Annotated in this window: 9 protein-coding genes; 4 read left to right on the forward strand and 5 right to left on the reverse strand. The window is 75.0% G+C overall.

The genetic code is table 11. The annotated features are described in order from the left end of the window. Positions 1-95 precede the first annotated feature (95 nt). The 5 genes from ACTJIY_RS08885 to ACTJIY_RS08905 all read right to left on the reverse strand — a co-directional run bounded on the left by ACTJIY_RS08885 (position 96) and on the right by ACTJIY_RS08905 (position 8,290). Entirely contained in the window at positions 96-1,517 is a 1,422-nt protein-coding gene (locus ACTJIY_RS08885) for a bifunctional folylpolyglutamate synthase/dihydrofolate synthase (protein ID WP_440674951.1), read from the reverse strand. Then, on the reverse strand, positions 1,514-4,969 hold the full coding sequence (ileS, locus tag ACTJIY_RS08890) for an isoleucine--tRNA ligase (protein WP_440674950.1): 3,456 nt from the start codon (positions 4,967-4,969) through the stop codon (positions 1,514-1,516). The genes ACTJIY_RS08885 and ileS overlap by 4 nt, the downstream gene beginning before the upstream one ends. Positions 4,970-5,213: 244 nt before the next feature. Further along, positions 5,214-5,480 (reverse strand): hypothetical protein, encoded by a 267-nt coding sequence (locus ACTJIY_RS08895; protein WP_440674949.1) that lies wholly within the window; start codon positions 5,478-5,480, stop codon positions 5,214-5,216. A 320-nt stretch (positions 5,481-5,800) separates the two neighbouring features. Next, positions 5,801-7,387 carry a molybdopterin-dependent oxidoreductase gene (locus tag ACTJIY_RS08900; protein ID WP_440674948.1) on the reverse strand — a complete coding sequence of 529 codons (1,587 nt, stop codon included), beginning with the start codon at positions 7,385-7,387 and terminating at the stop codon, positions 5,801-5,803. A gap of 87 nt (positions 7,388-7,474) precedes the next feature. Further along, a complete protein-coding gene (locus ACTJIY_RS08905; protein WP_253051253.1) occupies positions 7,475-8,290 on the reverse strand; it encodes an SDR family oxidoreductase in 816 nt (271 codons plus the stop codon). A 229-nt stretch (positions 8,291-8,519) separates the two neighbouring features. Here ACTJIY_RS08905 and ACTJIY_RS08910 point away from each other — a divergent pair, with 229 nt between their 5' ends. Genes ACTJIY_RS08910 through ACTJIY_RS08925 form a run of 4 tightly spaced genes read left to right on the forward strand, consistent with a single transcriptional unit; the run spans position 8,520 to position 12,113 of the window. Beyond that, positions 8,520-9,575 (forward strand): putative F420-0 ABC transporter substrate-binding protein, encoded by a 1,056-nt coding sequence (locus tag ACTJIY_RS08910; RefSeq protein ID WP_439159077.1) that lies wholly within the window; start codon positions 8,520-8,522, stop codon positions 9,573-9,575. After that, the gene (locus ACTJIY_RS08915) at positions 9,572-10,657 is read left to right on the forward strand and encodes a putative F420-0 ABC transporter permease subunit (RefSeq protein WP_440674947.1); all 1,086 of its coding nucleotides are present in this window, start codon (positions 9,572-9,574) and stop codon (positions 10,655-10,657) included. Before ACTJIY_RS08910 ends, ACTJIY_RS08915 begins: the two co-directional genes overlap by 4 nt. Beyond that, the gene (locus ACTJIY_RS08920; protein WP_440674946.1) at positions 10,654-11,553 is read left to right on the forward strand and encodes a putative F420-0 ABC transporter ATP-binding protein; all 900 of its coding nucleotides are present in this window, start codon (positions 10,654-10,656) and stop codon (positions 11,551-11,553) included. Before ACTJIY_RS08915 ends, ACTJIY_RS08920 begins: the two co-directional genes overlap by 4 nt. A gap of 26 nt (positions 11,554-11,579) precedes the next feature. Beyond that, positions 11,580-12,113 carry a hypothetical protein gene (locus tag ACTJIY_RS08925; protein WP_440674945.1) on the forward strand — a complete coding sequence of 178 codons (534 nt, stop codon included), beginning with the start codon at positions 11,580-11,582 and terminating at the stop codon, positions 12,111-12,113. Positions 12,114-12,130 lie beyond the last annotated feature (17 nt).

Genomic DNA, 12,130 nt, shown 5'->3' on the forward strand with positions numbered 1-12,130 from the left:
GTGCGGCGGGCCGCGAGGCGTCCCCGACGCGACGAGGCGCGCCACCCGGTGGCGCGCCTCGTGCGCGGAGGAGCAGTGCCGCGCGGGACGGGGCGTCAGCCGCGCCCGAGGAGGATGCGCGCGTCGGCGACCGTGACGACCGAGCCCGTGACGAGCACGCCCGAGCCGGTCCCCACGCCCACCGCGTCGTCCCGCTCGGCGAGGTCGACGGCCACCTGGAGCGCCTCGTCGAGCCGCTCGGTGCTGTGCACGCGGTCCTCGCCGAACACGTCCGCGGCGAGCTCGGCGAGCTCCGTCGGGTCGGCCGAGCGCTCCGAGCTGTTGCGCGTCACGACGACCTCGGACAGCACCGGCTCGAGCGCCGCGAGCAGCGGCTCGGCGTCCTTGTCCGCCATGATCGCGACGACCCCGACGAGGTGGCGCAGGTCGAACGCCTCGCCGAGCGCGGTCGCGAGCGCCTCCGCGCCCGCGGCGTTGTGCGCCGCGTCGACGAGGACGGTCGGGCTCGACCGCACGACCTCGAGCCGGCCCGGCGAGGTGACGTCCGCGAAGGCCGCCTCGACGAGCGTGCCGTCGAGCGCCCGGCCGCCGAGGAACGCCTCCACCGCGCCGAGCGCGAGCAGCGCGTTGTGCGCTTGGTGCTCGCCGTGCAGCGGGAGGAACACCTCGGTGTAGAGCGCGGCGGGCGTGCGCAGGTCGAGGAGCTGCCCCCCGACCGCCACCTGCCGTGCCGCCACGTCGAGGTCGACGCCCTCGCGCAGCAGGCGCGCACCGACGCGCTCGGCGCGGGCGCGCAGCACCTCCTCGACCTCCGGGCGCTGCGCGGCGGAGACGACGGTCGCGCCACCCTTGACGATGCCCGACTTGACCGTCGCGATCTCCTCGAGCGTGCTGCCGAGCCAGCGCTCGTGGTCGAGCGCGACGGGCGTCACGACGGCGACCTCGGCGTCGACCACGTTGGTCGAGTCCCACTCGCCGCCCATGCCGACCTCGACGATCGCGACGTCGACGGGCGTGTCGGCGAACGCCGCGAACGCCACGCCCGTGAGCACCTCGAAGAAGCTGAGCTGCGACTGCCCGGCCTCGGCGAGCTCGGCGTCGACGACCTGCACGTACGGGTAGACGTCCTCCCAGACCTCGACGAACCGGCGCGCCGAGAGCGGCTCGCCGTCGACGACGATCCGCTCGGTGACGCTCGTCAGGTGCGGGCTCGTGAACATCCCCGTGCGCAGCCCGTGCTCGCGCACGAGGCGCTCCGCGACGCGCGCGGTGCTCGTCTTGCCGTTGGTCCCGGTGAGGTGGATCGTCCGGAACGCGTGCTGCGGGTCGCCCAGCAGCTCGAACAGGCGCCGCACCCGGTCGATCGTCGGGTCGAAGTCGTGCTCGGGAGCACGGGACACGATGTGCTGGTAGACACGCTCCAGGTCCGCCTGCGCGGCGACGTCCTCCGCGGCCGCGCGGGCGTCCTTCGCGCTCTGCCGGCGTGCGGCGCCGGGGTCCTTGCGGGCGGCGCTCACAAGATCACCGCCGTGTCCGGAACGGTGCCGTCGGCCTTCTCGACGCGCACGGAGCGCACGTCGGTCGGCGACGTCTCGAGGACGACCTCGACCGCGAGGGTCTCGCGCGCGACGAGGTCGCGGTGCTCCTCGACCGCGACGAGCCACTCGCCGGGCACGTCGAGCGACAGCCGGATGCGGTCGGCCACGTCGAGGCCGGCGGCCTTGCGCGCGTCCTGCACGTCGCGGATCACGTCGCGTGCGTAGCCCTCGGCGAGCAGCGCGTCGTCGAGCGCGAGGTCGAGGACGGCGAACCCGCCGCTCGCGAGCACCGCGGCGGCGACGCTCGGTGCCTCCGCGTCGGGCTCCGGGCCGCCGGCCCGGGTGGCGGCGACCACCGTCGTCAGCTCGCACTCTGCGGGCAGGAGCGCGACGTCGCCGTCGTCCGTCGTCACGACGACCTCCCCGGCGTCGTCCACGCGCCACGCACCCGCCTTGGCGGCCTTGATGACGGCCTGGACCCCGCGGCCCAGGCGCGGTCCCGCGGCGCGCGCGTTCACGGCGAGGCGCTGCGTGATGCCGAAGCGCTCGGCGGCGTCCGAGTCGGTCGACTCGAGCTCGACGGCCTTGACGTTGAGCTCGCGCGCCAGCAGGTCCGTGTACGGCGCGAGCGCCTCGGGGTCGTCCACGACGACCGTGAGGCGCGCGAGCGGCTGGCGCACGCGGAGCTGGTGCGCCTTGCGCAGGCCGAGCGCGGCCGACGCGACGGCGCGGACCTCGTCCATCGCGGCGACGAGCGCCGGGTCGGCGACGAGGGACGCGTCCGGGACGTGGCGCACGGCCACGGCTGACGAGCCGTCCTCGCCGACAGCCTCGGTGGACGCCGGCCAGTCGGTGAGGTGGACCGAGCGCCCGCCCGTCAGGCCGCGCCACACCTCCTCCGCGAGCAGCGGGGCGAGCGGCGCCATGACGCGCGTGAGCGTCTCGAGCGCCGTGTACAGCGTGTCGAACGCGTCGGCGTCCTCGGCCCAGAACCGGTCGCGCTGGGTGCGCACGTACCAGTTCGTCAGGACGTCGAGGTGCTCGCGCACGGTCTCGCACGCGCCCGCGATGTCGTAGGCGTCGAGCTGCTCGGTGACGCGCACGACGAGGTCGTGCGTGCGCGCGAGCAGGTAGCGGTCGAGCGCCGGGAGCCCGGCCACGCGCTCGGGTGCGACCTTCTGCGCGACGTATCCCGCCGCGCCGCCCGGCTCGCCCGCGCGCGCCTGCGCCTTCGAGGAGTTCGCGTACAGGGTGAAGAAGTAGTACGTGCTCCACAGCGGGAGCAGCACCTGGCGCACCGCGTCGCGGATCCCGTCCTCGGTGACGACGAGGTTGCCGCCGCGCAGGATCGGCGAGCTCATGAGGAACCAGCGCATCGCGTCGGAGCCGTCGCGGTCGAAGACCTCGTTGACGTCCGGGTAGTTGCGCAGGGACTTGCTCATCTTGCGGCCGTCGGAGCCCAGCACGATGCCGTGCGAGACGGCCGAGCGGAACGCGGGGCGGTCGAACAGCGCGGTCGCGAGCACGTGCAGCGTGTAGAACCAGCCGCGCGTCTGGCCGATGTACTCGACGATGAAGTCGCCCGGGTTGTGGTGCTCGAACCAGTCCGTGTTCTCGAACGGGTAGTGCACCTGCGCGTAGGGCATGGACCCCGAGTCGAACCAGACGTCCATGACGTCCTCGACGCGGCGCATGGTCGAGCGGCCCGTCGGGTCGTCGGGGTTGGGCCGGGTGAGGCGGTCGACGAACGGGCGGTGCAGGTCCGGCTCGCCCTTCTCGTTGCGCGGCAGCGTGCCGAAGTCGCGCTCGAGCTCGGCGAACGACCCGTAGACGTCGACGCGCGGGTACTGCGGGTCGTCGGAGCGCCACACCGGCACCGGGCTCCCCCAGAACCGGTTGCGCGTGATCGACCAGTCGCGCGCGTTCTCGAGCCACTTGCCGAACTGGCCGTGCTGGATGTGCTCGGGCGTCCAGGAGATCTGCTCGTTCAGCTCGACCATGCGGTCCTTGAACGTCGACACCGCGACGAACCACGACGACACGCCCATGTAGATGAGCGGCTGCCGGCAGCGCCAGCAGTGCGGGTAGGAGTGCGCGTACGACTCGCGGCGCAGCAGCACCGTCCCGGCGCTGGTGGCGCCGAGCGCGAGGTCCGGAGCCGCCTCGCCCGCCGCCACCGCGGCGTCGTGCCGCGTCCGGCCCTTGAGGTGGTCGATGATGAGCGCGTTCGCGTCGAAGACCTGCAGGCTCTCGTAGTCGACGACGGGGAAGACGAACTTGCCGTCGGACGCGACCGGGAGGACCGGCTCGACCCCCTCGCGGTCGGAGACGACCTTGTCCTCCTCGCCGAACGCGCCGGCGTTGTGCACGAGGCCGGTGCCGTCCGTCGTCGTGACGAAGTCCGCCTCGACGACGCGGTGCGCACCGGGGTGGCCGGCGAAGTAGGAGAACGGCGGCGTGTAGGAGCGCCCGACGAGGTCGGCGCCCGTGAGGCGCTCGACGACCTGCGTCGTCACGTCCTCGACGCCCTCGTCGGCGAGCTCGCGCGCGTACGCACCGAGGCGCTCGGCCGCGATCACGTAGCGCTCCGTGACGCCCGTGAACGACGACTCCACGACGACGTACTCGACGTCCGGCCCGACCATGACGAACAGGTTGGACGGCAGGGTCCAGGGCGTCGTCGTCCAGATGAGCGCGAGCTCGCCCGTCTCGAGCCGGAAGCCCACGGTGACCGCCGGGTCCTGGCGGACCTGGTACACGTCCTCGTCCATGCGCAGCTCGTGGTTGGACAGCGGCGTCTGGTCGTTCCAGCAGTAGGGCAGCACGCGGAAGCCCTCGTAGACGAGGCCCTTGTCGTAGAGCTGCTTGAACGCCCACAGGACCGACTCCATGAACGTCGGGTCGAGCGTCTTGTAGTCGTGCTCGAAGTCGACCCAGCGCGCCTGGCGGGTCACGTAGTCCTGCCACTCGCTCGTGTACTTCAGCACCGACGCGCGGCACGCGTCGTTGAACCGCTCGATCCCCAGCTCGAGGATCTCCTCCTTGGTCTTGATCCCGAGCTGGTCCATCGCCTCGAGCTCGGCGGGCAGGCCGTGCGTGTCCCACCCGAAACGGCGCTCGACGTGCTTGCCGCGCATCGTCTGGTAGCGCGGCACGACGTCCTTCGCGTACCCCGTGAGCAGGTGCCCGTAGTGGGGCAGGCCGTTGGCGAACGGCGGGCCGTCGTAGAAGACGAACTCGTTGCTGCCGTTCTCGCCGGCGGGGTTGCGCTCGACCGAGGCGCGGAACGTGTCGTCCGCGTCCCAGTAGGCGAGCACCTCGCGCTCGATCGCGGGCAGGTCGGGAGAGGCGGGCACGCCGAACGCGGCTCCGGGGTGCGAGTCGGCGGCAGAGGCGGCGGACGAGGGGGCGCGGTGCAGCGGATAGGCCATGGTCTCGAGGACTCCGGAGGGTAGCGGCCGGCGGGGTGTCCGCCGTGGTGGTACGGGTCGGTCGTGCTCTCCTGCGAGGACGACTCCCCCACCTGGGGCGGGCTCGCCGCGGTACCACCTCGCTTGCCGGCGCCGTGCCCGCAGGCGCCCGACGTCGTCGGGCACCACGGGCGGTCGCCGACCGCTCGTCGCAGGCTGTGACGGGCCCACCCGTCCGGGTCTAGTGAGGACCTGCCGCGGGCCGTCAGGCCTGTCCCGCGGCGCGGGTCCCGTTCTTCCGGAGGCTCACCGGTGATGGCCGGGTCGACGCCTGTGCGTCCATGGTAGCCGCCGCGCGGCGGCGCGCGGTGTAGGCGTCGATGTCCCGCGCGACGAGCCACTCGAGCGTGAGCGGCGGGCGGGCGTCGTGCCCGACGGCGGTCGTCGCGGCGGGCGGGCGGGCGGGCTCGCGCGACGGCGCGGCGAGCGACGTCGTCGGGCGGTAGCGGGGAAAGCTCCGGGGAACGTACATGGTGTGGTCTCGCGTCCTGTGCTCGGCGGGCGTCCGGAGGTGCAGACCCGGGCGTCGCGCGGGACTCATCGATGAGCCCGTGGCACGAGACCGGCGACCGTCACGCCCCTTCGTCTGGAGGGAGGGGCGGGAGGCTGCTCGCGGACACCAGGTCGAGGCTGCGCAGGGCGCCGCGAGCCCTCAACAACAGGTGGCGGAGGAGACCTGCGGGCGCGCGTCGACGAGCGTGCGGCTCGTGGGGCGCGGGGAGGTCACGCGGACATGGTGCCAGGGCGGACCCGGGCGGACAACCCCGCGTCCACGGGCCGGACGCGGTCCCGTCAGTCGACGCGGACCGTGACCTCGTGCCACCCCGACGCGCCGTCGGGCGCGGGCGGGGCGACGTCGGCGGTCTGCGTCCGGCCGTCGGCGTCGGTCGCGCGGACCGTCAGGCGGTGCTCGCCCGGCGTGGCGTCCCACGCGTACGACCACTGCCGCCACGTGTCGGGGCCCACCGTCTCGACGAGCGTCGCGGTGCGCCACGTGCCGTCGTCGACCCGGACCTCCACGCCCGCGATCCCCGTGTGCTGCGCCCACGCGACGCCCGCGACGGTCACGACGCCCGCCGGGACCGGCGCCCCCGCGCGCGGCGTGTCGACGCGCGACGCGAGCTTGATCGGGCCGCGCTCGGACCAGCCGCGCGTGGACCAGTACGCGACGTCGTCGGCGAACGTCGTGACCTTGAGCTCGGTGACCCACTTGGTCGCGGACACGTAGCCGTAGAGCCCCGGGACGACGAGCCGCGCGGGGAACCCGTGCTCCGCGGGCAGCGGCTCGCCGTTCATCCCGACGGCGAGCAGGCACGCGCGGTCGGGGTCGGTGAGCACGTCGAGCGGGGTGCTCGCGGTCCAGCCGTCGGCGCTCGTGGACAGGACCATGTCGGCGCCGTCGCGCACCCCGGCGCGCGCGAGCAGCTCGCGCACGGGGTAGCCGAGCCACCGCGCGTTGCCGACGAGGTCGCCGCCGACCTCGTTCGACACGCACGTGAGCGTCACGTGGTGCTCCGTGAGCGGGAGCGCGAGCAGATCGTCGAGCGTGAGCTCGAACGGCTCGTCGACGAGACCGGTCACGCGCAGCGTCCACGAGGCGGGGTCGACCTGGGGCACGCGCAGCGCGGTGTCGATCCGGTAGAAGTCGCCGTTGGGCGTCACGTACGGCGCGAGGCCTGGCACCCGCAGGTCCGCCCCGGCGGGGACGGCCGGGGCGGGCGTCGCCGGGGAGGGCAGCCGCAGCGCCTCGCGCGCGGCCGTGACGGCGCGCGACCCGGCCGACACCGCCCGGGACGTCGCGAGCGCGACGACGCCCGCCGCGGCGGCGAGGCCGGTGACGAGGAGGAAGCGGCGCCGGTCCATCGGGCCACGGACCCCGGTGACCGCCCGGCCGTCGTCGGCGACGCTCTCGGCGAGGAGCCCCGCGTCCGACGGGCCGCGCAGCGGCGCGAGGGACGCCCGGAGCAGCAGGACCCCGACCCCGACCCCGACGAGCGACGGCAGCGCCCACGCGACGCTCGCGCCGGGCCGCGTCGCGGCCACGACGGCGCCGACGGCTCCCACGGCGCCCAGCAGCAGGGAACCCCACGGCGGACGGCGCAGCTCGAGCCCGCCCGCGAGCGCCGCGCCCGCGGCGAGGACGACCCCCATGCCGCCGAGCAGCACCGCCTTGTCGGCGGTCCCGAACGTCGCGACCGCCCAGTCCTTGACCGGGCCGGGGACGGCGTCGACCACCCCGGCGCCCGCGGCGAAGAGCGGGCTGGACCCCGGCCCGACGAGCGCCGCGACGAGCTCGGCGACCGCGAACCCGACGGCCGCGCACACGACCCCCGCGAGCGCGGCCCACGCTCCCGCCCGACCGTTCCGACCGCCGCCCATCCGCCGACCTCCTGTCGCTCCCAGTGAACGCCCGTCACGGGCTCCGCGCTACGGCCTCGGCCTCGCGCCGTCTCCGCGGGTCGTCGCTCAGGCGGTCTCGACGCCCTTGGGGACGAGCGGGGCGCGCCACAGGGAGTACGTCGACGCCTGGGCGACGGGGCGCAGGACCAGCGAGTCGATGTTGACGTGGTGCGGGCGCGTGACGGCGAAGGTCACGACGTCGGCGACGTCGTCGGCGGTGAGCGGGTCCACGACCCCGGCGTACACGGCGTCGGCCCCGGCCTGGTCCCCGTGGTAGCGGTTGAGCGAGAACTCCGGCGTGTGCACGAGGCCGGGCGCGATCTCGATGACGCGGATCGGCTCGCCGACCAGCTCGAGGCGGAGCGTCTTGGCGACCCCGAGCAGCGCGTGCTTCGACGCGACGTAGCCGGACCCGCCGACGTAGGTGTCGTGACCCGCGGTCGACGTCATGAGCACGATGTCGCCCCGCCGCGACGCGCGCAGGAGGGGCAGGAACGCCTTCGTCACGCGCACGGTGCCGAGCACGTTCGTCTCGTACATCGCGCGCCACTCGTCGATCTTCGCCTCGTCCACGTGGTCGACGCCGAGCCCGAACCCGGCGATGTTGAGCAGCGCGTGCACCGGCCCGCGCGCGCCCGCCTCCGCGACGAGGCGCGCGACGTCCTCGTCGGACGTGACGTCCCCGACGACCGGGTGGGCGCCCGTGCGCTCCGCGACCTCCGTGAGCCGGTCCGCGCGCCGCGCGAACGCGACGACGTCCCAGCCGCGAGCGCGCAGGTACCGCACGCACGCCTCCCCGATGCCCGACGACGCGCCGGTCACCACCGCGCGCAGCGGTGCGGTCGAGGGGTTCTGGGCAGGCAGGTTCGATGGCTCCGTCACGACGGACACTCTGCCACGACGGACCGCCGGAGGGACTAGGCTGACGGAGGACCACGGGCCCCGCACTGGCCCGTCCGGGCGGCACGGATCTGTGCCGCGGGTCCGCGCGACGCGAGATGACGCGTCGGTCCCGGCCGGCGCTCGCCGGTCGGCATCGAGAACGCACCGCCGCAGCGGCGTGCCCACCGAGAGCACGCCGCACCGCGCCCGACCCCCGGAGACCTCGCCCGTGCCCTCGTCCCGCACCGTGCACCGCCAGCCCGTCCGCCGCGCCGTCCTCGCGCTCCCGACCGCCACGCTCGCCCTGCTGCTCGCCGCCTGCTCGTCGGGCACCGCACCGGGCGACGACCCGACCGCGGACGGCGACGCCACGCCGACGGGCGACGCGAGGGCGACCACCTACCCCCTCACGCTCGACGACTGCGGGTTCGAGGTGACGTTCGACGCGGCACCGGAGCGCGTGGTCACGATCAAGTCGAGCACGACGGAGATGCTGCTCGCGCTCGGGCTGGGCGACCGGATCGTCGCGAGCGCGTTCGCCGACGGCCCGGTCCCCGAGTCGCTCGCCGACGCGGCGGCGGACGTCCCCGCCGTCGCCGAGCCGCTCTCGGACCAGGTGCCCGGTGCGGAGGCGGTCCTGGAGACCGAGCCCGACCTCGTCTACGCGGGCTGGGAGTCCAACCTCACGGCGGAGGGCGCGGGCGACCGCGAGACGCTCGCGCAGCTCGGCGTCGCGACGTACGTCTCCCCCGCCGCGTGCAAGGCGCCGGAGTACATGCCCGACCCGCTGACGTTCGACGACGTGTTCGCCGAGATCACCGAGGTCGGCACGATCTTCGACGCGCAGGACGCCGCGGCGGACCTCGTCGCGGAGCAGCGCGCGACGCTCGACGGCGTCGTCCGCGACGACCGCGGCCTGACCGCCCTGTGGTACTCGTCGGGCGACGACATCCCGTACGTCGGCGCGGGCATCGGCGCGCCGCAGATGATCCTCGACGCGGTCGGCCTCGAGAACGTCGCGGGCGACGTGCACGACACCTGGACGTCGTACGCGTGGGAGGAGGCGATCGCCGCCGACCCCGACGTCCTCGTCCTCGTCGACGCGGCGTGGAACACGGCCGAGGCGAAGATCGAGCGGCTCGAGTCCAACCCGGCGACGGCCGAGATGACGGCCGTGCGCGAGGGCCGCTACCTGACGATCCCGTTCCCGGCGACCGAGGCCGGCGTGCGCAACGTCGACGCTGTCGTGGACCTCGCGGCACAGCTGGAGGCGCTCGGCCTGTGACCACGCTCCCCACCCGGCCCGCCCCCGCGCCGCCCGCCCGACGGGACGGCGCGGGGACCGGCGCGCGCCGGGGCGCGGGCTGGTGGGTGCCGGTCGGCGTCGGCGCCCTCGTCGTGACGGTGCTCGTCACGGTGACGATCGGCCCGGCGGACCTCGCGGTCGGGGACGTGTGGCGCTCCGTCGCGACGCACCTCGGGCTCGGCGGGCTGCTCGGCCTCGAGCCGCTCGGGGCCCTCCAGGACGGCATGGTGTGGCAGCTCCGCCTCCCCCGCGTGCTCACCGCGGCGGCCGTGGGCGCGGGTCTCGCCGTGTGCGGCGTCGTCATGCAGTCGCTCACGCGCAACCCCCTCGCGGACCCGTACCTCCTCGGGCTGTCGTCGGGCGCGTCGCTCGGCGCGGTGCTCGTGCTCGTCGCCGGGTGGACCGTGCTCCTGCCGGTCGCGGCGTTCGGGGGCGCCGTGCTCGCGCTCGTCGCGGCGCTCGGCCTCGCGGGCGCGCTCGGCGCGCTCACGCCGACGCGGACCGTGCTCGCGGGCCTCGCGGTGAGCCAGCTCGCGGCGGCCGCGACGAGCTTCGTCATCTTCTGGTCCGCGACCGGCGACTCCTACCGCGAGATCCTCTCGTGGCTCATGGGGTCCGTCGCCGGAGCGACGTGGACCTCCGTGGCGGTCGCGGGCGGCGCGACCCTCGTGCTCGGGACCCTGCTCGCGTCGACCGGTTCCGTGCTGGACGCCTTCACGTTCGGCGACACCGCCGCGTCCACGCTCGGGGTCGACGTCGCGCGAGTGCGCTGGACGCTGCTCGTGGGCGTCGCGCTGCTCACCGGGGCGCTCGTCTCCCAGTCGGGGTCCATCGGGTTCGTCGGCCTGATCCTGCCGCACGCCGTGCGGCTCCTCACGGGCGCGCGGCACCGGCTGCTCCTGCCGCTCTCCGCGCTGTTCGGGGCGACGTTCCTCGTCTGGGCGGACACGCTCGCGCGCACGGTGTTCGCGCCGCGCGAGCTGCCTGTCGGGATCGTCACGGCCGCGATCGGCGCGCCGGTGTTCGCGCTGCTCCTGTGGCGAGGGAGGAAGGCCGCATGAGCGGGACGACGCGCACGACGGCGCACGCGGCTCCCCCGGTCGGCGCCGACGCCGTACCGGACCGCCGCGGCGACGGGGTCAGCCCCTCCGGTCGGGAGGGCACGGACGGGCTCGACGCCGCGCGCGTGTCCTGGTCCGTCGACGGTCGCCTGATCCTCGACGGCGTCGACTGCACCGCCCCGGCCGGCGCGGTGAGCGGGCTGCTCGGGCCCAACGGCTCCGGCAAGTCGACCCTCCTGCGCGTGCTCGCGGGGGTGCGCGCCCCGTCCACGGGGCCCGACGACGCCGCGCGAGCGCGCTTCGACGGCGCGGACCTGCTCACGTTGCCGCGGCGGCGGCGCGCGCGCGTGCTCGCGCTCGTCGAGCAGGACGCGACGACCGACCTCCCGCTCTCCGTGCTCGACGCCGTCCTGCTGGGCCGCATCCCCCACCGATCGCTCCTCGCGGGCGACTCCGCGCACGACCGGGAGGTGGCCGCCGCGGCGCTCGCCCGCGCCGGGATGTCCGGCTTCGCCGAGCGGGAGGTCGCGACGCTCTCCGGCGGCGAGCGCCAGCGCGTGCACCTGGCGCGCGCGCTCGCGCAGGAGCCCGCGCTGCTCCTGCTCGACGAGCCGACCAACCACCTCGACATCGCCGCGCAGCTCGACACGATGCGCGTCCTGCGCGACCTCGCCGACGACGGGGTGACCGTCCTCGCCGCGCTCCACGACCTCAACCTCGCGGCGCAGACGTGCGACCACGTCGTCGTGCTGGCGGACGGGCGGGTCGTCGCCGCGGGCGACGTGCGCGAGGTCCTGGTCCCCGAGGTGCTCGACCCGGTCTACGGCGTGCGGTGCGAGGTGCTCACCCACCCCCGCACGGGCCGACCCGTCCTCACGTTCGCGCCGCGGGACTGAGCAACCCGCTCGCGTACCCTCGGCGGGTGCGCCTCTCCCTGGTTCCCCGTCGTGCGCCGACGCTCGCCGCGGCCGGGCTCGCCGTGGCCTGCACCGTGTCTCTCTCCGGCTGCGCGCTGCTCGACGGCCGGTCCCCGTTCGACACCTCGAACGTCTCGTACGCGGACGTCGAACGGGCCCTGCCCGGGGTCCAGGACGCGCTGGACGAGGCGGGCCTCCCCGTCGAGGTGAGCCTGTACACCGGTTCGAGCAACTGCGAGGGCGCGTGCGACCTGGGTGTCGGGGTGAGCCTGCTGCCGGCCGAGGACGCGCCACGCCCCGACCTGCACCCGGACGCGCTGGCCGCGGTGCTCGTGGTCGTGCTGCCCGAGGTGTCGGGCATGCCCGTGTACGTCAGGACCGGGGTCTCCGAGGACGGCGCGGGCCTCGACCTCGAGCCCGCGGCCCGTGCCCTCGGACTGGACGAGCCTCCCTTCTCGATGTCGATCGGCGAGGTGCACGTCCCGAAGGACGAGCTCGACACGGCGCTCGAGCTGGCGGTCGCCCGCCTCGACCGCTGACCGCGGCCTTCCGGGTC

It is taken from the genome of Cellulosimicrobium sp. 22598, assembly GCF_052044445.1.
Classification (GTDB): domain Bacteria; phylum Actinomycetota; class Actinomycetes; order Actinomycetales; family Cellulomonadaceae; genus Cellulosimicrobium; species Cellulosimicrobium cellulans_G.

Coding starts and splice junctions, on each gene's coding strand:
- ACTJIY_RS08895 (WP_440674949.1), bottom strand. CDS start 5,480: ATGTACGTTCCCCGGAGCTTTCCCCGCTACCGCCCGACGACGTCGCTC.
- ACTJIY_RS08900 (WP_440674948.1), bottom strand. CDS start 7,387: ATGGGCGGCGGTCGGAACGGTCGGGCGGGAGCGTGGGCCGCGCTCGCG.
- ileS (WP_440674950.1), bottom strand. CDS start 4,969: ATGGCCTATCCGCTGCACCGCGCCCCCTCGTCCGCCGCCTCTGCCGCC.
- ACTJIY_RS08920 (WP_440674946.1), top strand. CDS start 10,654: ATGAGCGGGACGACGCGCACGACGGCGCACGCGGCTCCCCCGGTCGGC.